This window comes from Flavobacterium sp. W21_SRS_FM3, from assembly GCF_052113625.1.
Classification (GTDB): domain Bacteria; phylum Bacteroidota; class Bacteroidia; order Flavobacteriales; family Flavobacteriaceae; genus Flavobacterium.
The window spans coordinates 19,749-43,953 of sequence record NZ_JBGQOD010000010.1; the positions used below are offsets into that span (position 1 = coordinate 19,749).

The 24,205-nt window shown below is 33.8% G+C and carries 18 protein-coding genes and 1 tRNA gene; 17 read left to right on the forward strand and 2 right to left on the reverse strand.

The window, feature by feature from the left end; translation table 11 throughout:
• Positions 1-3 precede the first annotated feature (3 nt).
• The 5 genes from ACEN2K_RS13315 to ACEN2K_RS13335 all read left to right on the forward strand — a co-directional run bounded on the left by ACEN2K_RS13315 (position 4) and on the right by ACEN2K_RS13335 (position 12,237).
• A complete protein-coding gene (locus tag ACEN2K_RS13315) occupies positions 4-3,153 on the forward strand; it encodes a SusC/RagA family TonB-linked outer membrane protein (protein ID WP_441759825.1) in 3,150 nt (1,049 codons plus the stop codon).
• 9 nt (positions 3,154-3,162) lie between these two features.
• A complete protein-coding gene (locus tag ACEN2K_RS13320; protein ID WP_441759826.1) occupies positions 3,163-4,905 on the forward strand; it encodes a RagB/SusD family nutrient uptake outer membrane protein in 1,743 nt (580 codons plus the stop codon).
• A 128-nt stretch (positions 4,906-5,033) separates the two neighbouring features.
• Positions 5,034-5,951: a carbohydrate kinase family protein gene (locus ACEN2K_RS13325; RefSeq protein WP_441759827.1), complete on the forward strand. Its 918-nt coding sequence runs from the start codon at positions 5,034-5,036 to the stop codon at positions 5,949-5,951.
• An 882-nt stretch (positions 5,952-6,833) separates the two neighbouring features.
• Positions 6,834-11,894, forward strand: a complete 5,061-nt coding sequence (locus ACEN2K_RS13330) for a LamG-like jellyroll fold domain-containing protein (RefSeq protein ID WP_441759828.1) — start codon at positions 6,834-6,836, stop codon at positions 11,892-11,894.
• Positions 11,895-11,988: 94 nt separating this feature from the next.
• On the forward strand, positions 11,989-12,237 hold the full coding sequence (locus ACEN2K_RS13335; protein WP_441759829.1) for a hypothetical protein: 249 nt from the start codon (positions 11,989-11,991) through the stop codon (positions 12,235-12,237).
• Positions 12,238-12,268: 31 nt separating this feature from the next.
• Here the strand turns inward: ACEN2K_RS13335 and ACEN2K_RS13340 are convergent, their stop codons facing one another.
• Positions 12,269-12,721, reverse strand: coding sequence for a DUF4442 domain-containing protein (locus ACEN2K_RS13340; protein WP_441759830.1), 453 nt, complete (start codon positions 12,719-12,721; stop codon positions 12,269-12,271).
• 215 nt (positions 12,722-12,936) lie between these two features.
• Between ACEN2K_RS13340 and ACEN2K_RS13345 the strand changes: the two genes are divergently transcribed.
• The 5 genes from ACEN2K_RS13345 (at position 12,937) to ACEN2K_RS13365 (ending at position 17,261) form a co-directional block, all read left to right on the forward strand.
• Complete coding sequence (locus ACEN2K_RS13345) at positions 12,937-13,392, forward strand: DUF4870 domain-containing protein (RefSeq protein ID WP_441759831.1); 456 nt, start codon at positions 12,937-12,939, stop codon at positions 13,390-13,392.
• Between the two features lie 141 nt (positions 13,393-13,533).
• A complete protein-coding gene (locus tag ACEN2K_RS13350) occupies positions 13,534-13,866 on the forward strand; it encodes a PadR family transcriptional regulator (protein WP_441759832.1) in 333 nt (110 codons plus the stop codon).
• Between the two features lie 2 nt (positions 13,867-13,868).
• The gene (locus ACEN2K_RS13355) at positions 13,869-15,599 is read left to right on the forward strand and encodes a PspC domain-containing protein (protein ID WP_441759833.1); all 1,731 of its coding nucleotides are present in this window, start codon (positions 13,869-13,871) and stop codon (positions 15,597-15,599) included.
• 2 nt (positions 15,600-15,601) lie between these two features.
• A complete protein-coding gene (locus ACEN2K_RS13360) occupies positions 15,602-16,342 on the forward strand; it encodes a head GIN domain-containing protein (protein WP_441759834.1) in 741 nt (246 codons plus the stop codon).
• 85 nt (positions 16,343-16,427) lie between these two features.
• Positions 16,428-17,261 carry a GIN domain-containing protein gene (locus ACEN2K_RS13365; protein ID WP_441759835.1) on the forward strand — a complete coding sequence of 278 codons (834 nt, stop codon included), beginning with the start codon at positions 16,428-16,430 and terminating at the stop codon, positions 17,259-17,261.
• A 74-nt stretch (positions 17,262-17,335) separates the two neighbouring features.
• Here ACEN2K_RS13365 and trxB read toward each other — a convergent pair whose 3' ends face one another.
• Positions 17,336-18,283, reverse strand: coding sequence for a thioredoxin-disulfide reductase (gene trxB / locus ACEN2K_RS13370; RefSeq protein WP_441759836.1), 948 nt, complete (start codon positions 18,281-18,283; stop codon positions 17,336-17,338).
• A 159-nt stretch (positions 18,284-18,442) separates the two neighbouring features.
• Here trxB and ACEN2K_RS13375 point away from each other — a divergent pair.
• The 7 genes from ACEN2K_RS13375 (at position 18,443) to ACEN2K_RS13405 (ending at position 24,204) form a co-directional block, all read left to right on the forward strand.
• Positions 18,443-18,517 (forward strand) — tRNA-Pro (locus ACEN2K_RS13375).
• Between the two features lie 358 nt (positions 18,518-18,875).
• Positions 18,876-19,643 carry a ParA family protein gene (locus ACEN2K_RS13380; protein ID WP_441759837.1) on the forward strand — a complete coding sequence of 256 codons (768 nt, stop codon included), beginning with the start codon at positions 18,876-18,878 and terminating at the stop codon, positions 19,641-19,643.
• Between the two features lie 4 nt (positions 19,644-19,647).
• Positions 19,648-20,547 (forward strand): ParB/RepB/Spo0J family partition protein, encoded by a 900-nt coding sequence (locus ACEN2K_RS13385; protein WP_441759838.1) that lies wholly within the window; start codon positions 19,648-19,650, stop codon positions 20,545-20,547.
• The gene (locus ACEN2K_RS13390; protein ID WP_441759839.1) at positions 20,547-21,107 is read left to right on the forward strand and encodes a DUF5683 domain-containing protein; all 561 of its coding nucleotides are present in this window, start codon (positions 20,547-20,549) and stop codon (positions 21,105-21,107) included. The genes ACEN2K_RS13385 and ACEN2K_RS13390 overlap by 1 nt, the downstream gene beginning before the upstream one ends.
• A 60-nt stretch (positions 21,108-21,167) precedes the next feature.
• The gene (gene dapB, locus ACEN2K_RS13395) at positions 21,168-21,869 is read left to right on the forward strand and encodes a 4-hydroxy-tetrahydrodipicolinate reductase (protein WP_441759840.1); all 702 of its coding nucleotides are present in this window, start codon (positions 21,168-21,170) and stop codon (positions 21,867-21,869) included.
• Between the two features lie 69 nt (positions 21,870-21,938).
• Positions 21,939-23,513 carry a signal peptidase I gene (lepB, locus tag ACEN2K_RS13400; protein ID WP_441759841.1) on the forward strand — a complete coding sequence of 525 codons (1,575 nt, stop codon included), beginning with the start codon at positions 21,939-21,941 and terminating at the stop codon, positions 23,511-23,513.
• A 73-nt stretch (positions 23,514-23,586) separates the two neighbouring features.
• Positions 23,587-24,204: a WbqC family protein gene (locus ACEN2K_RS13405; RefSeq protein ID WP_441759842.1), complete on the forward strand. Its 618-nt coding sequence runs from the start codon at positions 23,587-23,589 to the stop codon at positions 24,202-24,204.
• Position 24,205 lies beyond the last annotated feature (1 nt).

Here is a 24,205-nt window from a genome sequence, read left to right on the forward strand (position 1 = left end):
ATTATGAAACACAAAATAATTCTTTACTTAATCCTGATGGGGTCCTTTTTCTCTGTATCGGCACAAAACATAGGAGTCAGAGGAGTAGTAACTTCCGCAGATGATGGTATGACTCTACCAGGAGCATCAGTGCTGGTATCAGGTACAAATATAGGTACCTCTACAGATATTGACGGTCAGTTTACTTTTAATAATATAGATAAAAATGCCACATTAATTTTTAGTTATACCGGTTTTGCTTCCCAAACTATTAAGCTTAATGGACAAACTACTCTACAAGTTTCTTTGAAATCAGAATCTCTTAAATTAGATGATGTTGTTGTAACTGGTTACTCTAGAGAGAAAAAAGCCGATTTAACCGGAGCAGTAACGGTAGTGGATTTGAAGCCGATAGAAGGACAAAGTATGAGCTCTGGTAATGCTATGCAAGCACTCCAAGGGAGAGTTGCTGGTTTAGCAATTGAAAAATCAGGAGATCCAAGTGGTGCAAATAGCAAAATTTTGATTAGAGGTGTAAGTACCTTGGGGAATACTGATCCTTTGTATGTGATTGACGGGGTTCCTACCGTTAGACCCGAGGTATTTGCGAGTTTGAGTCCAAGTGTAATTGAATCTGTTCAAGTTTTGAAAGATGCTTCGGCTTCATCTATTTACGGTTCTCGAGCAGCCAATGGAGTTATTATTGTAACTACTAAAAATAGAGCAAAAGGAGATGTTACCGCGGTTTCATTTAGTACTAACGTTTCTGTGCTTTCTGAAAAGAAACAACGCTATAAAATGCTTAATGCTGTAGACAGAGGTAAAGTATTATGGCAAGCATCTGTAAATGATGGTGCTGATCCAGCTGGTGGGTATGGCGAAATTTATAATTTTGATTGGAATAATGATTTTGCTAATCCAGTCTTAAATAGCGTAAGCGTAAAACCATTTGTAGGAGGAGATATGAATGTGCCTGCAGGTGATACTGACTGGCAAGATACAGTATATCAAACAGGATTACTTATAAATAATGATTTGTCAGTTTCTGGAGGATCTGAAAAAGCAAATGCAGTTTTAAATCTTGGATATCTGGATAATTCAGGTATGCTAAAATATACGAATTACGACAGATATTCTGCTAGACTTAATGCCAATTTTAAATTGTTTAATGATAAGGTAAGATTTGGAGTTAACTCTCAATTTACACAATCTGACGAAACAAACGCAGCTAATGATGTAGGTAGTGCGCCTACGCCAGGATTAGCAATATCTCTTGCTCCTACTATTCCAGTTTATACTAGTACTGGAGAGTTTGGAGGTCCTATTGGATCTGGATATTCAGATAGAAACAATCCATTGTTGATGCAATATCTAAATAAATGGGATAATTCTAGAAAAATGTCTCTATATGGTAATGTTTTCACTGAAATTGATATCATAAAAGGATTGGTTTTCAGAAACAGTATTGGTATGGATTTTAATGATTTTAAACGTAAAGACATTGAACCAACTGTAAACAATGGGTTTATTACTAGAAATGTAAATAGCCTAACCTTAGACACTAATAAATACTCAAGTTTAACCATTTCAAATACTTTGAACTATAATTTAAAAATTTCAAATCATAAAATTGGAATTCTTATTGGAACGGAATCCACTAAAACAGATTTCAATGCATTGTTTGCTCGTGCTGAGGGATTTGCAGTAGAATCAGAATCCTATTTTACCCTTGCAGCGGCAACTGGTGCAAGAACTAATAATGGTATAACAACTGGAAGCCGTTTACTCTCTCAATTCGGAAAATTTAATTATGCTTTTTCAGATCGTTATTTAGCTTCCTTCACCATTCGTAGGGATGGATCTTCAAGATTTGGTAAAGATAATAGATATGGTATTTTCCCCGCAATTACTGCAGGATGGAGAATTAACAATGAAGAATTCTTTAAAAATGTTACGGCAGTTTCAAACTTGAAATTACGTGCTGGTTACGGAGAGGTGGGGAATCAATCCATTGGAGATAATGCTCGCTTTGGTTTATTTGAAACGAGATATGGTCCTAATCAAAATGTATATTCCCCTGATTTTTTTAATGTTTATTATAATGTGGGTACAGCGTACGATTTGAATGGTGCTAATACGGGAAATTTACCTTCTGGTTTTGTGTCTACACAAGGTGTAAATTCAGGATTAAAGTGGGAAACAACTAAGGAATATAATGTTGGTTTAGATTTTGGTTTCTTATCAAATAAATTATCAGGATCATTTGATTATTTCTCTAGAAAAACAGAAGGCATCCTGATTGTACCGCCTGTAGCGTCTGCTGTTGGCGAAGGACAACAACGTTCTGTAAATGGTGCTAATACTGCTAACAGAGGATGGGAACTTAGCGTAGGATATGGTGAAACCTTGGATAACGGCTTGACCTTTAATGTGACTACTAATTTTGGTGCTACAAAAAATAAAATAACTCAATTACCAGAAGAGGTACGAGCTGCCTACCCTGGTACAGCGACGAATTCAATCGTAGGGCATTCACAGTTTGAAGTTTTTGGATACAAAACTGATGGTTTGTTTCAAAGTCAAGCTGACATAGATTCACATGCTACACAAGTGGCTGCCAGATTAGGAGGGATTAAATATATTGACCTTGATGGTAATGGTGTCATAAATTCTGACGATAGAACTTTCATTGGAAGCACATTGCCAAAATTAGAATATGGAATCAACATTAGTTTAGCCTATAAACATTTTGATTTTTCTGTGTTTGGATCCGGTGTTACAGGTCGTATTGGGCAAGATCCCTATATCTACTGGAATAATTTTGTTCAAGGTAGAGAAAATGCGGGACCTGGAACATTGAATGCTTGGACACCTACGAATACTAACACAGATGTTCCTTCCCTTTCTTTGGCGAATAATGACAATCAAGCATCTGATTATTTTTTTAGGAACAACTCGTATTTCAAAGTTAGAAACATGCAACTTGGATATACATTTTCTGAGAAATTAGTAGAAAAAGCAGGGTTTATAACAAATTGTAGGGTCTATGCACAAGGAGAAAATTTATTTTGGTTTACACCAAAAGGATATATCGGTCAAGACCCAGAACGCACAGATGTAAATAGAATACCTGTTCCAACTACATTTTCATTAGGTCTAAACATTAATTTTTAAGTAATTATCATGAAGAAATACAATAAAATAGTTATTAGCTGCATGTCAATTTTGTTTTTGGCATCCTGCAGCTCCGATTTTTTAGATTATGAACCAACAGGAGTCTTGACTTCAGAAAGTGTCGCAACAGCCGAAAATGCTGATGCTCTTGTTACAGCAGCTTATGCTGCAATAGGAAATGACGAAATGGTAGGGCCAATAACCAATCAATGGGTTTATGGAAGTGTACGTTCTGATGATGCTTACAAAGGCGGTGGAGGTCGTGGCGATGTAGATGTAATAGATCGTTACGAACAATACAATACCACTATTGCTGATTATGGAGACTTTATGTTGCCTAGAACTTGGACTAACCATTATAAGGCCATTTCAAGAGCTAATTTTGCTTTGTCTGTTATTAATGAATTGACAGAAGCGGAATTTCCAAAAAAGAAAACAAGACAAGCAGAATTACGTTTTTTAAGAGCACATTCGCATTTTATGTTGAAATTGCTATTTAATAAAGTTCCATATATAACAGAAGATTTATCTAAGGAACAAATATTAAAGACATCAAATGACCTGACAAGTGATGAATTATGGAATAAAATAGCGGAGGATTTCGTTTTCGCTTTTAATAATTTAGAACAAGCCCAAGCGCAAGTGGGTAGAGCTGATAAGAATGCAGCGGCGGCCTATTTAGCAAAACTTAGATTATACCAAGCGTATCAGCAAAATGATTATCATCAAGTAACAAGCATAAATACCGCAAGATTACAAGAAGTGATTGATTATGCCGATGCGGTTACAGGTGGTTTAGAAACTGATTATGCAAAAAACTTTTTGGATGGGAATGATAATGGACAAGAATCTATATGGGCTGTTCAATTTTCTATCAATGATGGTACAAATACTGGAAGAGTAAGTTTTGTAACTGGATTAAACTCTCCGCATGGAACTTCTCTTTATGGATGTTGTGGTTTTCACTTAGCGAGTCAAAATATGGTAAATGCTTTTAAAACAGATGCTAACGGATTGCCATTATTAGAAACGTTTAATGATTCTGATATTTTTAAAACAATTGATGCAAATGGTAATGCTCCACTAACGGCTGGAGTAACGCTGGATCCGAGAATTGATCATACAGTAGGTGTTCCTGGAAGACCATTCAAATACAAAAACACCTTGAAAAATGCGGGTGACATGGTTTACAAATTCAGTTGGGCTAGAGATCCAGGTGTTTATGGTTTTTTTGGAAATATGAAAGAACAACAATCGCCTGACTGCTCATGTTATGTAAAAAATGGACCATTTATTGGAACGTCTAAAAATGTTGATTTCATTAGATATGCAGATGTTTTATTATTTAAAGCCGAAGCTTTAATCCAATTGAACCGTCACAATGAAGCCTTACCTCTTATCAATCTTGTAAGAGCAAGAGCAGCAGCTAGTAAATCAATGCCTTTAGCAGCAGGTGCATCAGATGTTTATAAAATTTCTCCATATTTGGTTTTTCCGTCAAAAGAGTATGCAATGAAAGCATTGATGTTTGAAAGAAGATTAGAGTTTGGTATGGAAGGTCCACGATTTTTTGACCTTGTAAGATGGGGAATAGCTGAACCCGTACTGAATACTTATCTTACTAAAGAGAAAACAAAAAGAGATTTTCTTTCGAATGCCAAGTTTACAGCGGGTAGAGATGAGTATTACCCAATTCCACAAAGAGAAATTAATTTTACGGCTGGATTATACAAACAAAATCCTGGTTATTAGTAAATAAGTTTGGTTAGGGATGTTTGATCGAGTTTAAGGGCAAGTTTAGGCTTGTCCTTAAACTTATATTTTTTTTTACTGAATAGGTTGTTATTATACTTATTCTTAATTTTTTAATAAGTTTTGCTATGAAGACAAAGAATACTTTAAGAGCAGTGTGCTATGGAGAAGTGCTATGGGATATTTTTCCAACGCATAAAAAAATAGGAGGAGCTCCATTAAATGTCGCTTTACGAATGAATTCTATGGGGGTTAAAACGAACATGATAAGTCGCGTAGGTGCGGACGAAAATGGTGAAGATATTTTGTCTTTTTTAAACAGTCAAGAAGTAACTACTGATTTTATTCAAGTAACAAATGAATATAAAACGGGCGCAGTTCATGTGATGATAAATGAAAAGGGAAATGCTTCCTATGACATACTATATCCATCTGCTTGGGACAAAATTGAAAAAACAAAAAGAATGGATAAACTGATTAGTGAAGCAGATGTTTTTGTTTTTGGAAGTTTAGCATGTAGGGATGAAGTCACTCGTAAAACTTTATTTTCTCTTTTGGACAAAGCAAAATATAAAGTTTTAGATGCAAATTTAAGAGCTCCATACTATACAACAGAAGTAATTAACTCATTAATGCTAAAAGCCGACTTTATAAAGTTGAATGATGAAGAGTTACGTGAAATAAGCAGAGAGTTGGATTCGCCTTATAACTCCTTTGAACAAAACATCAAATTTATTGCCGATAAAACAAATACTGAACAGTTATGTGTAACTAAAGGGGAATTTGGAGCTGTTCTATATTATAATGGTAAATTTTATTACAATAGTGGCTATTTTATAAAAGTGGTTGATACTGTTGGTGCGGGAGATTCTTTTTTAGCCTCACTCCTATTAAGATTACTAAGTGGGAAGTCTCCACAAAAGGCATTAAACTATGCATGTGCGGTTGGGGCTTTAGTAGCGGGTCAAGAAGGAGCTAATCCTAAAATATCTGAAAAAGAAATTAAAAAATTCATGATGCTAGACAAAAGCAAAACCGAAAAATAAGATGCCATTATTTTACTAAAACATTTCAAGTTTTGCCTAAAACAAAACAGCAATTCATATCTACTAACAAAATTATCTATGAGACATATAATAACAATTTTTTTAAAGTAAATTTCTTCAGGTAAATTGGTGATTTTCTTTTTAAATATTTAAATTATAGATGGTAAAATTTGATATTATTTGCTTTTTAATCTTGTCGAAATTTTACAATATAATCCTGATTGATCTTTCGACAAAAAAGTGAGGAAAACGAGCGAGGAAAAAATAAAAAAATCAAGATAAATCAATTAAACAATATTAATAACAAACTGATAATCAGATGTAAAAATATTTCAAAAGACTGATTTCAGTTTTCATATCCGCCACGGCGGACAAGGGTTCAAATCTCATTCTAGCTACAAAAACAAACCCTTAAACAGCAATTGTTTAAGGGCTTTTTGTTTGAATTAAACTAAATCAAAATTTTTTAATTATTTACATTATAATAGATTCATATTAGGCGCTATATTCATGAGTATTTATAAAATCAATTGCATTAAATAAAAATAGTATTTAAAATAAGGTTTAGACGAACTTATATTAGAACTGAGTCTAAATATATAGAATGATCAAATCAAATTTAAGTAACTAGATTTTCACCCCATTAAATATCCATAACATAATATTTTTGTAGTTTTCTTACATAAGGATTTTACTCCTATAACCTCTTTCTAACCAGTAAATTAGTTTCCATTTTCATAATACTATACTTACTTATTAGTCAATAATTATGCACTTTATCGATTATTTTTACTTTTAATCGATTTTATAATCTTCTCTACTTACCTTTAACTTTTTCAAAAGGCTCTTATTTTCTTTTTAGAGCTATCTAACTATACAAGCATGGGAAAAACTACTTTTAATAAATTACCGTGGATTCAAACTTTAAGTTTTTTTCTGTTCGTAATTCTTGGACATGCCCAAGGACAGCAAACATTTAATACGTCAGGAAGTTTTACCGTTCCTACAGGTATCACGTCAATAACAATTGAAACATGGGGAGCTGGTGGTAAAGGAGGAACTAGAACTACTAACGGAGGCTCTGGTGGTGGTGGTGGTGGTGCTTATGCGAGGAAAACTATGACAGTAACTCCAGGAACAGCTTATACCGTTACTGTTGGCGCAGGAAGTACGTCCAATGCTGATGGTGGTGATTCATGGTTCAATAATTTAACGACAGTATTAGCTAAGGGTGGGCGAAGTGTTACAGAAAACAATTCATCCGGAGCTGCTGGCGGTGATGCAACATCATGTGTAGGTGATTTTGCTTTTTCTGGCGGTAATGGTGCTAATGCTTCCGCTTCAAAGTCTGGTGGAGGCGGAGGATCATCTGCAGGCAATAATACAAAAGGAGTCAACTCTCTAAATGCTTCTGGTGCAATAGCTCCAATAGGTGGTGGAAATGGTGGAAATGCAAGATCAGTCAATGACGGAAATGGAACCATAGGTTCATCGCCAGGAGGTGGTGGTGGCGGGGCTTATAGAGTCTCTAGCGGAACAAGAAATGGTGGGTTTGGAGCAAATGGAAGAGTAGTTGTTACCTGGGGCCCTAGGGAAATTGATGTACAAGGTAATAATATTAGTATTGTAAGTGGTGACCTTACGCCAGACGGTACTGACGGTACGGACTTCAACTCTCTAGACATTAGTTCAGGAGCCATTAGCAAAACTTTTAAAATTTTAAATTTAGGTTCAGATATTTTAACCGTTAACTCTATCTTATTAACAGGTGCGAGTGATTTTACAATTACCAATTCAGCAACATTTCCAGCTTCAATCTCAGGAATGAACAGTATAAGCATTACCATTTCTTTCGATCCAGTCACAATAGGAAACAAAGAGGCTACAGTTTCAATTTCCAACAATGATAGTAATGAGAATCCATATACTTTCAAAATTAAAGGTATAGGTATTCAAACTTTTTACGATAGTGATGGTGACGGCATATTTGACAACATAGATATTGATGACGATAATGACGGTATACTGGATATAACCGAAGAGAAAAACTGCAGAGATTCAAATGGTTATAATGTAAACTACAAATTCTTAAATGAGACTTTTGGATCTGGTACTGAAAGAACAACCATTAATACTACTTATGCAGCAACAACTTCCTACTTATATGAGAATGGAGGCGATTTAAATGATGGTGAATATACCGTGGGACCTAGCGCACTGATTGCAAGCTGGGCCACAGGCCCAAGCGGAATATGGTATAGAGGTGGTGACCACACTGGGGACGCTAATGGCCGTATGGCTATGTTTAATGCTGACTATACCCCAGGAATATTTTATACCGCTTTAATTACTGGAGCACTCCCTCAAACTCCAATTACGTATAGCTTTTGGGTTATTAATCTTGACAGATCTGATGCAGGAGGAATTGCTACACGATTAAGACCCAATATTAAAGTAGAATTTAGAGATTTAAGTGACAACATTCTTGCAACCATAAGTACTGGTCAAATAGCGCCTACAAGTGCAAGTAATGCATCAGGTGATTGGTATAATTTTAAAGCAGACTTAATCTTTAATGTTAGTGCTTTCAAAGTCATTTTTATCAATAACGAAACAGGAGGTCTTGGTAATGATCTAGCAATTGATGATATATCAATTACACAAACTTTATGTGACAGGGATGGCGACGGAATAGCAGATTTGTTTGACTTAGATGCCGATAATGATGGAATCGAAGATATTATTGAAGTTGGATTAGGTGCACTCACTAACGGTAAAGGTAAAATAGATGTTAGCTGGGTAGACGATAATAAAAATGGTCTACACGATAGCGCAGAAAGTAATGCTGCTTTAGCACCTATAGATTCTGATGGCGATGGCACACCTAATTACATAGATTTAGATAGTGATAATGACAGTATTTTTGATGTTGATGAGTCAGGAGCGGGTAATACAAATGCAGTATCTGGATTTGTAAATGGTGATGGTGATATTAATGGTGATGGTGTAGGTAACGGTCCGGAGTCAGAGGCATTTCGATTTAAAGATATAAATGGAGATGGTACACCTGAACTTTTTGGAGATGGTATATTAGACATATTTGATTATGGTACCGGTATAAATCAGTACGGTAATTTGAACCAAGGTGTTGCTACAGCAAACGCTGCTACAACTTTTTTAAAAGATACGGATGGTGATGGGATACCTGACTACCTCGATACAAAGTCCGATGGTATAAATTTTGACATAACTAACAACAAATTAATTTATGATTATAAAGTTTTAGACGCTAATAATGACGGAATTATCGATGGTTCTACTGATATTGATAAAGATGGTATTTTAGATATATTTGATACTAATACATCTTATTTTGGTTCCCCTAGAGATCTACATACAAAGTTATTATTAGACTTTGATGGAAGAAATGATTATGGTCAAAGTACAGCTATTTTAGGAGGTTTATCTAGTGCTACTTTAATGGCATGGATAGATATGAACAGCTTATTTACTTCAGATGGTGTAATTTTAGGACAGGACAAATTTATCTTAAAAATAAATAGTGCTAAAAAACTCGAAGCTACTGTAAATGGAACTACATTAACTTATGGAGTTGAGTTGTCAACAAAAAGATGGTATCATGTTGCCGCAGTATACGGGGGGGGCAATTTAAAACTATATCTTAATGGAAAGGAAGTTGCCAATCAAGTTTTATCTGGCAATATAGAAGCGGACACATCATTATTAACTATTGGTAAAAACCCATTATCAAATACAGGTTATTTTAAAGGTAAAATGGACGAAGTAAGAGTTTTTAATGTAGCATTAAGCGAGGCTCACCTGCAAAGAATGGTATATCAAGAAGTTGAAAATTTTAGCTCAGAAATCAGAGGAAGTATTGTACCAAAAAATATCGCTTCTACTCCCAATTCATTACCCTTTGCAAATTTATTGCGTTATTATAGAATGGATGTTTATAAAGATGATGTTATCGACGATTTAACTACTTCGGCAAGTGATCTAACAGGAGCTCGAATTTACAATCATAAAAATATCTACTTACAACAAGCCCCAATGCCTTTCTTAACAGAAAGGAGCGGGAGATTCGCTGAAGCAGTAGATAGCCCTAGCAAAGAAATAAGAGGAGAAGACATTATGGAACAAGATTGGTCAATCGTTAAAGTGAGTCATAATATTACAGAAACAGCAAATAATATCGATTTAGGAATGATCGTTGATCCTGAAATTTTAATTAATATGACCAATGATACTAAAATACAAAACGATTGGTATTTAAAACTAGATGGAAAAATAGATTTAACAGGAATGTCTCAGTTAGTACAGAGTACCGAAAGTGACTTAGATGTACTGAGTTTAGGAAGTATTGAAAGAGATCAGCAAGGACAATCAAACAAATATAATTATAATTACTGGAGTTCCCCTGTTAGCATTATTAATAATAATGCAAACAATAAAGATTATAATTTATCCAGCATTATGATGGATGGAACAGATGCAACCACACCAAAACCAATTTCGTGGGTTGGTGGATATGACGGTAGCAGCGGCAACCCTATTAAATTAGCTCGTTATTGGGTTTATAAATTTGACAACTATAGCAACGCTTATGCAAACTGGGCTGGCATTGGCGAGACCGGAAATATAAGAGTTGGACAAGGTTATACTATGAAAGGAAGCGGTGCGAGCACAGCGCTTCAAAATTATACTTTTATAGGCAAACCAAATAATGGAGTTATAAAAACCAATTCCGTAGGACCAAATCAATTGTTATTAGCTGGAAACCCATACCCTTCAGCTTTAAATGCTGCGGCCTTTATTAACGATAATATAGCAGTTGCAGGAACAGACACAAGTGATGCTATTAGTGGCACATTGTATTTTTGGGAACATTACAGCACGAACAATACCCACATTTTGAAAGATTATCAAGGAGGTTATGCCACTCGAAATTTAACAGGAGGCACGGTCCCATCTTCTTCTAATGTAAACTTCATCAGTAAATCAGGTACTCCTTCTAAAGGAATACCTAGCCAATATATTCCAGTAGGTCAAGGTTTTTTTATCATAGGTCGCGCAAATTCCACAGTAAGCACAGTAATTTTTAAAAATAGCCAAAGAGCTTTTGTTAAAGAAGATACGATAGCATCTAATACTTTATACAAATTAAAATCAGGAAAGACTGTTAAGTGGGACAACAATTATAACGATCCTATCGCAAAGGACACTATTAAGAGAATCCGCCTAGGACTGAATTCTCGTAACGATTACCATAAACAAATCTTATTAGGTTTCATGAATGAAAAAGCAACAGATAGTATCGATTATGGCTATGACGGAACAAGTTTTGATAAGCTACCAAATGATATTTATTTCTTAGCTGGGAAGAACAAATTGATTATTCAAGGTGTTGGGCATTTCGACACAAATGCCTCCTACCCTATTGGAGTTAAAACAGACTCTATTGGGAAAGTAAAATTTGTTATTGATGAACTAGAAAACTTTGAGAAGAATCAAGCTGTGTATATATATGATAATGAAACAGACATCTATCATGAAATCAGTAAAGCTCCCTTTGAAATTATTTTACCAGAAGGAGAAAATAAGACCCGTTTTTCATTGCGCTTCTTAGATAAGAACAAAGTAATTAAAGAAGATACAGAAGCTGCAGGTGCTGACAATGAATTAGCGCTCAGTTATCAAAAAAATGGTAATACACTTACATTACACAATAGACAAGAAGATATTATTATAAGTAAAATTACTTTATTCAATATCCTTGGACAATCTATAAGCAATTGGGATATTAGTAATGAGGATCAAAACAACATTCAACTTCCTATTAAAAAAGTGAGCACTGGTATTTATATAGCTAAAATACAAACCTCTAAAGGGGATATTAGTAAAAAAATAATCATTAGATAAGAAAATTAAGACAACAGTAAATAAAGAAATTAATTTGAGTATTAACACGTATTCTTTTTTTATATATTTGGATATCAAACCCAAAAACAAAATTATGAAACGAATTATTTTATTTGCTGCTTTTGTACTTTTTACTATTAGCTCTAATGCACAAGATGCAAAAAGCACTACTAAAAGTGAGCCGAAAAAGGAAAAAAAATGTTGTGCTAATGAAGCAGATCATAAAGCAATGACGGCTGCTGAAGTCTCAAAATGCCAAGCAAAATGTAAAGCAGAAGGTAAGAAATGTACTGCTGCTGTAACCCGAAAAGATGAAAAAAAATGTTGTGTAAAGAAAGCATAACTATTTTTTATTACTTAAAAGCTAACCGTAGTTACTTTACTCTAACACTCCATTCAAAATCCATTTCTGATACCTGAACCCCTTTTTCATCAAGCCCCACTGATTTCATCCAGAAGGTCTGCCCTTCTCCCGTTGCTATGGTTTGTTGAATCGCTTGTTCTATTAGATGACCATCTTTACAAATAAACGTAATACGACCTGTAGCTTTCTTTGTAAAGTTTCCTTTATTATTAGCTACTAACATAGAGATTTTTCTTCCACTCTTTTGAATTTGGTACATAACTAACGCACCAGTCGATAGTTCAGCAGCCATTGCTTGAACTGCAAAATACATAGAATTAAAAGGGTTTTGATTAATCCAACGGTGTTTTACAGATACAATACATTTATTCTCATCTAATTCTTTTACACGAACGCCACATAAAAATGCAGAGGGCAATTTAAATAGTAAGAATTTATTAAGTTTAGAGGCGGTAAGTTTCATTATTGCTGGTTTTTCTGCTAATTTACAAAAAAAATACTATGCACACATAATAAAATTTAAATGTTAAAAATATGTTAATATTTACTACTATGCGATACAAGATACTGTCTTTTAGACATATATTTGTATAAGAAATTACTAGGCAAGCTAATTCATAATGTAGTTTAGGGTTTCAATCATCAACAAAACAACAATCAATCAAAAATCAAAAGAAAATGCAAACAGTAACCGAAAAGAATGCAGCTACCTTTATTCACTTGAGTTCATTAACTCAATATTTCATTCCATTTGGGAATTATATATTTCCAATCCTAATCTGGAGTTCAAAAAAAGACCAATCAGAATATGTGGATTATAATGGAAAACAAGTTCTGAACTTTCAATTGAGTTTGTTATTATACTCTTTAGTATTAATTGCAATTGCAGTTCCTATTTTCATTTTTACTGTTTTTAGTAACATTCCATTTCACACAGTAATCCATGATGAAAGTTTTGTAATCAATAATTTTGATTTTGACAGTAATATCGGATTAATCACTATTGGATTAATGGCTTTATTTATTTTCGGAATTTTAAAAGTGGCCGAATTCTTTTTAATAATCTATGCAGCTATCAAAACATCTAATGGAGAGCGATTCAAATATCCAATTACAATTCCGTTTATAAAATAGCATATCTACTCCTGATAAAAGTGGATTTCTTTCAAATCTTAAACTAGAAAGACAAAACAAACAGCAGGAATAGCGTCAAAAATCAATCATCAAAAATCAATCAAAAAATGAGCAGTTTAATCAAAAAACAAAAATGAAATTATGAACATTGAAAACACAAAAGCCCAAATGCGCAAAGGTGTTCTTGAGTTTTGTATCTTATCTGTATTAAAAGAGAAAGATGCTTATACATCAGAGATATTAGACACTTTAAAAAACGCAAAACTACTGGTTGTTGAGGGAACTATTTACCCGTTATTAACCAGATTAAAAAACGACGGATTACTAAGCTATCGCTGGGAAGAATCTACATCAGGACCACCTAGAAAGTATTATGGTCTAACCGAAATAGGACAAACATTTTTAAAAGAATTAAATGGCACATGGACTGAATTGTCTGACGCTGTAAATCTAATCACCAACCAAAAACTATAGTCATGAACAAAACAGTAAATATAAACTTAGGTGGAATGTTTTTTCATATTGATGAAGATGCGTACCAAAAACTAACCCGATATTTTGATGCAATTAAGCGATCTTTATCTAACTCATCTGGACAAGATGAAATTATTAAAGATATAGAAATGCGTGTCTCAGAATTATTGAATGAGAAACAAAAAAGCGATAAGCACGTGGTGGGTTTAAAAGATGTAGATGAGGTGATTGCCGTAATGGGACAACCAGAAGACTATATCATAGAAGACGAAAACACGGCACAACAAAGCTACAATTATAGTTCTCCTAGAAAATCAAGAAAATTATACCGTGATACCGAAAACGGAATGATAGGTGGTGTACTTGCAGGATTAGGCCACTATTTTGGAATTGATAAAGTTTGGCTTAGAATCTTTCTTTTACTTATGGTCTTCGTTTTTGGATCAGGAGTTTTAGCATACATTATTCTATGGATTGTAATGCCTGAGGCAAAAACTACTGCTGAAAAATTAGAGATGTACGGTGAACCAGTGAACATTTCGAACATCGAAAAAAAAGTTAGAGAGGAATTTGAAAACGTTTCTGACAAATTCAAGAATGTAGATTATGATAAATATGGCAACCAGATTAAAACGGGAGCTAATAAAATAGGAAGTACTTTTGGTGATTTCATCATGACTGTATTTAAAGTCTTTGCAAAATTTCTAGGAATTATTTTAATCATTATTGGTCTTAGTACATTAATTGCTCTTTTTATTGGTGTATTTACTTTAGGATCTAATGCTGTAATTGACTTGCCTTGGCAGAGTTTTATTGAAGCTGGAAACTATACGGAATATCCTATTTGGTCTTTCGGCTTACTAATGTTTTTTGCAATAGGAATTCCGTTTTTCTTCTTGACACTTCTAGGCTTTAAATTACTGGCTCCTAACATGAAATCAATAGGAAATATAGCAAAATATACCTTGCTCGCTCTTTGGTTAATTGCTATTGCACTTGCAATTTCAATTGGAATAAGACAAGCCTCAGCATTTTCTAATGATGGTAGAATAGTTAAGAAAGAGAATATTCTTTTACAAGCTACAGATACGTTACAGATAAAATTTAAGCATAATGATTACTATGCTAAAAACATCAATGACAGAAATGATTTCAAGATCACTCAGGATTCAACTAATGCCAATATCATTTATTCGAATCAAGTTCGTTTTAGAATAGAAAGCACAGATGAAAAAACAGCTTACATTCAAATTGAAAAAGAAGCTAAAGGAAAATCACTATCAGAAGCCAAACAACGAGCTGAACAAATCAATTATCACTATAAAATTGTGGGAGCACAATTGATTTTAGACAATTATTTAACCACTGATGTAAAAAATAAATTTAGAGATCAAGAGATCGAAATAACATTATTCTTGCCAGAAGGAACTTTATTTAAGGTGGATTCAAGTGTACGCAATTACGACAGGTCTAATAATGAATTCTTTAACTTGCACCATAGTTCAGACAAATATCTTTATAAAGTATTTGAAACCAAAGTAAAATGCTTAGACTGCCCTGCTGATGAAGATGAATATAGCGATGTTAATGTACATCTTGAAGATGATGAAAACAACTCTATAACAATAAACCAAAACGGTGTTTCTATTGTTAATGACACCATTATCAAATCAAATAGTGACATACATGAGTTAACTATCAATAAAGACGGTATAATTATTAAAACAAAATAATCATGTTGAAAATTATCACAATCATCACTAAATGGATCTTGGTTAGCTTACTTGCATTGTTTTTTACTTCATGCAACTATTCAGTGAACTTAAAATCCATAACAGGAAGCGGTAATGTAACAACCGAAAATAGACCGATAAATGAAAATTTTAAAAGTATAGAAGTAAGCAATGCTATTGATGTAGTTGTAGAACAGGCCGATAAATTTGAAGTTACAGTTGAGGCTGATGATAATTTACAAGAAAATATTACTACTAAAGTGGAAAATGGTGTGCTAATAATTGCATGTGATTACAACTCCTTTATTGATATTAACTCTAAAAAAGTGACTGTAAAAATGCCTATTATCGAAGAATTACAAGCTTCAAGTGCATCTACAATTACTAATATCAATACTATTAAAGGAGAGAGTGTCGATTTAAGAACTTCCAGCGCAGCAAACATAGACCTACATCTGGAAGCCGAAAAAGTAATTTGCAAAACATCTAGCGGTAGTTCGATTAACGTAGACGGTCTCGCTTTACATCTAGAGACTACTGCCTCTAGCGGTAGCGTTATCGATGCTAAGGATTTACAAGTGAATGAAGCTACTGCTCGTTCTTCGAGTGGTGCCTCTATACAAGTTAATCCAATAGTTAGTTTAAAAGCAAGAGCTTCGAGCGGGAGCAGCATTACCTATACAAAAACTCCCAAATCAATAGAAAAAAATTCGAGCTCTGGAGGAAGCATTGGCTTGAATTAAAATAATTCCGACCATAAAATAATCAAATCATTCATCAAAAGTGGATGGTTTTTTTATATTTGTAAAAACCCTAATTTATATTCAAATGAAAAAATTCACTACTTTATTACTCATAGCTTTTTTCTCCACTGTAGCTTTAGCCCAAAAAAAGAATAAAATAAAAGGCTCTAGAAAAGTAACTACGGAGCAAAAACAAATTAGGGATTTTAAAACCATAGAAGTAGCTGATAATATAGAAGTCCATCTGGAAAAAGGAGAAAAACCATTTATAAAAATAGAGGCTGATGACAACCTACACGATATTATTACAGTTGATTTAAGAGATAACACGCTCCATCTATTTACTTCAAAAGAAGCTACGCGATTTAGAAAGTTGATGGTTAAGATAACCTACACCTCGGCATTAAAAAATATCATTTCTACAAATGAAGCTGAGATCAATGCTATTCAGGCAATTATTACGGATAGCCTAAACGTAAAATCTTTAGACAATTCTAAAGTATATATGAATGCGGTTACAGAAGCATTTACCCTCGAAGCAGATGACAAATCAAAAATTGAATTAAATCTTAAATCTCAAAAAGCCAAAATAGTACTTAGTAAAGATGCATCATTAAAAACATTAGTATCCTCTACAGATTTAACTTGTGATTTATATCAAAAAGCAGAGGCACGTGTAGAGGGTGACGCTGTAAACGCCGTCATTCGTTTAGATCATAATGCTAAATTAACTGCTGATAAACTACTAGTTAAAAATATGGCTATTACTACTGAAAGTTATTCGACTGCTATGGTTAATGCAGAAACTAGTGTTATTATTGAAGCTGCAGACAAATCAGAAATCCAACTTTTTGGCAATGCCAAGATCGATTTAAGAAAGCTTACAGATGAAGCAAAGTTATTAAAGAAGATAAAGTAAGACATTAAAACGCATCAAAAAGCCCCAATTATCTTTTGATAAATGGGGCTTTTTGATTTTAGCTTTTAAAATATTTATTCTTTTGCTGCCAAATATCTTTCAGCATCTAGTGCAGCCATACAACCTGTACCAGCAGCAGTGATTGCCTGACGGTATACATGATCAGCAGCATCACCTGCTACAAAAACTCCAGCAACATTTGTTTTTGAAGATCCTGATACATTGACAATGTAACCTGTTTCATCTAATGTGATAAAATCTTTGAAGATATCCGTATTTGGTTTATGACCAATAGCAACAAAAAATCCAGTAGCAGGAATTTCAAAAGTTTCACCAGTTGTTTTATTCAAAGCTTTAACTCCTGTAACAACTTGCTCATCTCCCATCACCTCTACAGTATCGTGATTCATTAAGATAGTAATATTCTCTGTTTTACGCACACGCTCTTCCATTATTTTTGAAGCTCTAAATTTATCGCTTCTCACTAACATCGTAACTTTTTTACAAAGTTTAGACAAATAATGTGCTTCTTCACAAGCGGAATCCCCTGCGCCAACAATTACCACTTCTTGGTTTCTATAAAAGAAACCATCACAAACAGCACATGCCGAAACTCCACCTCCCATTTTCAAATAATGTTGCTCAGAAGGCAAACCTAAATATTTAGCAGAAGCACCAGTTGAAATAATTACAGTTTCACAATGCAATTCAATTGTATCGTTGATCCATACTTTATGAATATCTCCACTAAAATCAACCTTTGTAGCCCAGCCATCGCGCACATCAGTACCAAAACGTTCTGCTTGAGCTTGCAATTGTACCATCATTTCTGGACCAGTAATTCCTATTGGATTACCAGGCCAGTTTTCAACTTCATTTGTAGTTGTTAACTGTCCGCCAGGCTGCATTCCTTGATATAATACTGGATTCATGTTTGCTCTAGCAGCATAGATAGCAGCAGTATAACCTGCAGGACCAGAACCTATAATAAGGCATTTTATTTTTTCGATTGTATCTGACATAGTCTCTTTATTTATTCAAATTTGAAGTTACAAATGTAGTTTTTTAATAAAAAATATGGGCAAAAAAATATCAATTTTAGCTATTTGAAAATAATAACATTCTATTTTAATCAATCGCTTGCAAAACTAAAAATAAGTTTTATATTTGCACTCGCGTTACGGGGTGTAGCGTAGCTCGGTTATCGCGCCTGCTTTGGGAGCAGGAGGCCGCAGGTTCGAATCCTGCCACCCCGACAAAAGCCAAACAGCAATGTTTGGCTTTTTTGTTTTCTAAACTATTTAAACTTTACCTTGCGAGAAAACTATTCTAGAAAACACACCTTTTATTTTTCTATATATAAGTAAATGCATTTGTCCAATCCCTCACCCTCAAAATGGCACCAACCACTTGTCTATTTTAAAACGCACTAAAAATAGTGAAGGCCAATATCTTAAAAGCTAAATCAAAATTTTTACTTAAAAATAAATTGAATTAGGAACAAACAAAAAAAGAGTCAATTGTTCCCTAATCAGGCTTTAACAAATGTTAACAAAATAGATTTTTAGAAACCATAATAAATTGTATTTTTACGGTTCAAAATTCAGAAAATAAATGGGCAAAATCATTGCGATTGCTAATCAAAAAGGAGGAGTAGGAAAGACAACAACATCAGTTAATCTTGCTGCATCCTTAGGCGTTTTAGAAAAAAAAGTACTACTTATAGATGCTGATCCTCAAGCTAATGCTAGTTCAGGACTAGGAATTGATGTCGAAAGTATTGAGATAGGTACCTATCAAATTTTAGAACATAGTCACACACCTGCAGAAGCTATCATTAAATGTAGTGCACCAAATGTTGATGTTATTCCTGCACATATTGACCTTGTTGCTATCGAAATCGAATTGGTAGACAAGGAAAATAGAGAATACATGCTTAAAAAAGCACTGGAAAGTGTAAAGGATCAATATGATTATATAATAATTGACTGCGCTCCTTCTCTAGGATTGTTAACCTTAAATGCATTAACAGCATCAGATTCAGTTATCATACCTATTCAGTGTGAGTATTTTGCACTAGAAGGATTAGGAAAATTATTAAATACAATCAAGAGCATCCAGAAAATTCATAATCCTGATTTAGACATTGAAGGATTATTGCTAACAATGTATGACTCAAGATTACGTTTATCCAATCAAGTAGTTGAAGAAGTTCAAAAACATTTTAATGATATGGTTTTTGAAACCATTATTCAGCGTAATGTTAAACTAAGCGAAGCACCTAGTTTTGGCGAAAGCATCATAAACTACGACGCTACAAGTAAAGGAGCAGTAAATTACTTGCACCTAGCTCAAGAAGTTATCAAGAAAAACAGTAAATAGTTTTATGGCAAAAGCACTAAAAAAACAAGCCTTAGGTAGAGGATTATCGGCATTATTAAAAGATCCAGAAAACGACATAAAATCAGTTAGCGATAAAAATGCCGACAAAGTTGTAGGGAATATAATTGAGCTTGAAATTGACGCTATTGAAATAAATCCATTTCAACCTAGAAGTAATTTTAACGAAGAATCACTAAAGGAATTAGCCATTTCTATTAAAGAACTAGGCGTAATCCAACCAATAACTGTTCGGAAATTAGATTTTAACAAATACCAGTTAATCTCAGGAGAACGCCGTTTACGCGCTTCAACATTAGTAGGTCTAACCACTGTCCCTGCTTATATTAGAATTGCAAATGACAACGAATCTCTTGTTATGGCCTTGGTTGAAAACATTCAACGTCATGACTTAGATCCTATTGAAATTGCACTTTCTTACCAAAGATTAATGGACGAAATACAGCTGACTCAAGAACAAATGAGCGATAGAGTGGGTAAAAAACGTTCTACTATTGCTAATTACTTGCGTCTTTTAAAATTGGATCCAATCATCCAAACTGGAATTCGTGATGGCTTTATCAGCATGGGCCACGGTAGAGCAATTATCAATATTGAAGATCTAGACGAACAGACGGCGATTTATCAAAAAATCGTAAGTCAAAATCTTTCTGTTCGTGATACAGAAGCTTTAGTAAAAGCGTACCAAGAAAGTTTAAAACCTAAAGCCGCTACAAAAACTAAAACCGCCTCTTTTAATATTGAGGATTCTAATAAGAATCTATTCAATAGCTATTTTGGAAATAAAGTAGACATCAAAGTGGCTAACAATGGAAAAGGAAAAATTACGATTCCGTTTCAATCTGAAGAAGATTTTAAAAGAATCATTGATTTAATAAAGAAATAGTGAATAAAGTAATTTACATAGTCTCATTTCTTTTTTTCTTGGGAAGCACCACTGTTTTAGCACAAGAAAAAACAGATGCTGTACTCGTTGCAAAAGACTCTATTACATCTAATAATATTGATCCTTTGACACCAGCAAAGGCAGCTTTTTATTCTGCCATTCTACCTGGGTTAGGACAAGCTTACAATAAAAAATATTGGAAAATCCCCCTTGTATATGGCGCAATGGGTACAAGTCTTTATTTTTATTTGGATAACAATAAAAAATACAATCAATATAGAGACGCTTACAAACGTAGATTAGAAGGCTACAATGATGACGATTATAGTTATCTGGACAACAACCGACTAATTGCTGGGCAAAAATTCTACCAACGCAATAGAGATTTATCTTTATTAGTAACCGTAGGGTTTTATGTTTTAAACATTATTGATGCTAACGTAGACGCTGCATTAATACAATTTAATGTCGATGAAAATTTATCTATACGACCTACAATTTACCCAGACAATGTAACATTAAAGACAAATGTAGGACTAACTTTTAATTACAACTTTTAGAAAAAGTAGTAAAGCTATTTTTTACTATCTAAAAATTATAATGCTTTAAATAAATTACAAATGAAAATTGCGCTTTTAGGATACGGAAAAATGGGTCAGGTAATCGAAAGAATTGCGCTGGAAAGAGGCCATGAAATCGTATTAAAAAAAGATGGTCACAACAGTTTTGATGGACTTGAAACGGCTGATGTCGCTATAGATTTTAGTGTGCCAGATGCAGCAGTAAGCAATATTTCAAATTGTTTTCATGCAAATGTTCCCGTTATATCAGGTACAACAGGATGGTTAGATCATTATGATGAAATGATATCCCTGTGCAAGGAGAAAAATGGAGCTTTTATTTCTAGCTCTAACTTTAGTCTTGGAGTTAATATATTCTTTGAACTAAATGAATATTTAGCCAAAATGATGGCAAAATTAGATAGTTACCAAGTTCAAATGGAGGAAATTCACCATACGCAAAAACTAGATGCTCCTAGCGGAACAGCAATATCTTTAGCCAAAGGCGTAATCGAAAACTCGGATTATACAGCTTGGACATTAGAAGAACCAGAAGCCAATCAAATACACATTGAAGCTAAAAGGATAGGCACTGTTCCAGGAACGCACACTGTTTCCTATACTTCAGATGTGGACACTATTGAAATTAAACATACAGCACACAGCCGTGAAGGTTTTGCACTTGGCGCCGTCATTGCGGCTGAATGGATCGTTGGTAAGCACGGTGTGTTTTCAATGAAAGATGTATTAGATTTAAAATAAATTATTCCAATGTTTAAGATTACTCTTCGAATGAAACAATCTTAAGCATTCAACTTTAAATAAAAAATTATGACACTTTATCAATGGTTTGTGTTTTTTTTACTTGTACAAATAGTCCATTTTTTAGGAACATGGAAACTGTATGAGGCTGCTGGTAGAAAACGTTGGGAAGCAGCTATCCCTGTTTACAATGCAATCGTTTTGATGAAAATAATAGGCCGCCCTACTTGGTGGACCTTATTGCTTTTTATTCCAATAATCAACTTGATTATGTTTCCCGTTATTTGGATAGAAACACTAAGAAGTTTCGGAAAAAGATCAACCTTAGATACCTTTCTAGGAATTATCACTTTTGGATTATACATCTACTATGTCAATTATACTCAAGAGTTACATTACACTGCTGATAGAAGTTTGAATCCTCAAAACAAGGCTGCGGATACTGTTAGTTCATTACTTTTTGCTATCATAGTAGCTACCTTTGTACATACTTATTTTGTGCAGCCATATACCATACCTACTTCCTCATTAGAGAAATCTTTACTTATTGGTGACTTCTTATTTGTTAGTAAGGTAAATTATGGTGCAAGAGTTCCTATGACTACAATTGCGGCACCTATGGTGCATGATTCATTACCCTTTACTAAAAGTAAATCTTATTTAAAATGGCCGCAATTGCCTTACTTTAGATTACCAGGTATCGAAGAAATCAAACGTTCTGACATTGTGGTTTTCAACTGGCCTGTAGATACCGTTCATTATTTCTTTGAGCCAAAAGGAAGTCCGGGAGTAATCAAACCTATAGACAAAAAATCAAATTACGTAAAAAGATGTGTCGGTGTCCCTGGGGATAGTCTATCCATTAAAGATGGTATTGTGTATATTGATGGCAAAGTTTTAGAATTACCTGAAAGAGCAAAACCACAATTTTCATATTCAGTTGCAATTGATGGTAAAACACCTATTAATTTCGAATATTTATTAAAAGATTTAGACATCACAGAAATGGTCTATTTCAAAAATAATGATCGAAAAGACACTTTGCTTTTCAGGGCTTTAACAGCTGCATCTGCTGAAAGACTTAAGAATGTACCTGGAATAACGGCTGTAAATAGAGAAATAGCTTCAGGTATTGAGTCAGGCATATTCCCTCATAACAATAAGTGGAATCAAGATAATTTTGGACCCATATACATTCCACAAAAAGGAAAAACAGTCGCATTAAACGCCGAAACATTACCTTTTTACGAAAGAATAATCAGTGATTATGAACTGAATGATAACGGAGAGAAAAATGATTTAAAAGTTGTTGGGAATGAAATTAGATTAAACGGGACAGTGATCAAAAATTACACTTTCAAGCAAAATTATTATTGGATGATGGGTGATAACCGCCACAACTCTGAAGATAGCCGCTACTGGGGATATGTTCCAGAAAACCATATCGTAGGAAAACCAGTGTTCATATGGATGAGCTGGGATACTAACGGTAAAGGAATTAATAAAGTGAGATGGGACAGAGTATTTACTACTGTAAGTGGCGAAGGCCAACCACAATCTTATTTTAAATATTTCCTAATCGCTTTAGCTGCATTTTTTGTAGGAGAGTACTTTTGGAAAAAAAGAAAAGAGAATAAAGCTTAATTAAAAAAGTTTTGAGTTTAAGGATTAAAGTTAGCCATAACTTTAATCCTTAATTTTTTAAATAATACGCCCAATGAAAACCTTACTCCATCCCAGCTATTTTCCGTCAATAAGTCATTTTGTGGCAATGGTACAGGCTGAAAAAACTATATTTGAAGTAGAAGATAATTTTCAAAAGCAAACTAATAGAAATAGAACTTATATTTATAGTCCTAATGGCATTCAGCTTTTAAACATACCCGTTAAGCATGCTACAGTAAACCAACAAAAAACTAAGGAAATACTTATAGACGGCGATTTTGATTGGCAAAAACAGCATTTTAAATCACTTGAGACCGCATATAGAAGCTCTCCTTTTTTCGAATTTTTTGAAGATGATATCCGAACAATCTTTGAAAAGAAACACCGCTTTTTAATAGATTTAAATTTTGAAACAATAGATGTTGTTTTAAAATGCTTACGATTGAAATTTGATTTTGAAAAAACAACTGACTATATTCACGAAGTAGACACCAACTTAATCACAGATTACCGTACATTAATAAATGGTAAAAAAGACAACTCTCAGTTTGAAAGATACATCCAGGTATTTGAAGACAAACACGGTTTTATAAATAATTTGAGCATTTTAGACTTACTCTTTAACGAAGGGAAGTTTACTATTGATTACTTAAAAAACCAAAAGCTTTAAC

What these genes read in the sequence shown, in the direction of transcription:
- ACEN2K_RS13315 (WP_441759825.1), top strand. Translation starts at nt 4, where the DNA reads ATGAAACACAAAATAATTCTTTACTTAATCCTGATGGGGTCCTTTTTC.
- ACEN2K_RS13320 (WP_441759826.1), top strand. Translation starts at nt 3,163, where the DNA reads ATGAAGAAATACAATAAAATAGTTATTAGCTGCATGTCAATTTTGTTT.
- ACEN2K_RS13325 (WP_441759827.1), top strand. Translation starts at nt 5,034, where the DNA reads ATGAAGACAAAGAATACTTTAAGAGCAGTGTGCTATGGAGAAGTGCTA.
- ACEN2K_RS13330 (WP_441759828.1), top strand. Translation starts at nt 6,834, where the DNA reads ATGGGAAAAACTACTTTTAATAAATTACCGTGGATTCAAACTTTAAGT.
- ACEN2K_RS13335 (WP_441759829.1), top strand. Translation starts at nt 11,989, where the DNA reads ATGAAACGAATTATTTTATTTGCTGCTTTTGTACTTTTTACTATTAGC.
- ACEN2K_RS13340 (WP_441759830.1), bottom strand. Translation starts at nt 12,721, where the DNA reads ATGAAACTTACCGCCTCTAAACTTAATAAATTCTTACTATTTAAATTG.
- ACEN2K_RS13345 (WP_441759831.1), top strand. Translation starts at nt 12,937, where the DNA reads ATGCAAACAGTAACCGAAAAGAATGCAGCTACCTTTATTCACTTGAGT.
- ACEN2K_RS13350 (WP_441759832.1), top strand. Translation starts at nt 13,534, where the DNA reads ATGAACATTGAAAACACAAAAGCCCAAATGCGCAAAGGTGTTCTTGAG.
- ACEN2K_RS13355 (WP_441759833.1), top strand. Translation starts at nt 13,869, where the DNA reads ATGAACAAAACAGTAAATATAAACTTAGGTGGAATGTTTTTTCATATT.
- ACEN2K_RS13360 (WP_441759834.1), top strand. Translation starts at nt 15,602, where the DNA reads ATGTTGAAAATTATCACAATCATCACTAAATGGATCTTGGTTAGCTTA.
- ACEN2K_RS13365 (WP_441759835.1), top strand. Translation starts at nt 16,428, where the DNA reads ATGAAAAAATTCACTACTTTATTACTCATAGCTTTTTTCTCCACTGTA.
- trxB (WP_441759836.1), bottom strand. Translation starts at nt 18,283, where the DNA reads ATGTCAGATACAATCGAAAAAATAAAATGCCTTATTATAGGTTCTGGT.
- ACEN2K_RS13380 (WP_441759837.1), top strand. Translation starts at nt 18,876, where the DNA reads ATGGGCAAAATCATTGCGATTGCTAATCAAAAAGGAGGAGTAGGAAAG.
- ACEN2K_RS13385 (WP_441759838.1), top strand. Translation starts at nt 19,648, where the DNA reads ATGGCAAAAGCACTAAAAAAACAAGCCTTAGGTAGAGGATTATCGGCA.
- dapB (WP_441759840.1), top strand. Translation starts at nt 21,168, where the DNA reads ATGAAAATTGCGCTTTTAGGATACGGAAAAATGGGTCAGGTAATCGAA.
- lepB (WP_441759841.1), top strand. Translation starts at nt 21,939, where the DNA reads ATGACACTTTATCAATGGTTTGTGTTTTTTTTACTTGTACAAATAGTC.
- ACEN2K_RS13405 (WP_441759842.1), top strand. Translation starts at nt 23,587, where the DNA reads ATGAAAACCTTACTCCATCCCAGCTATTTTCCGTCAATAAGTCATTTT.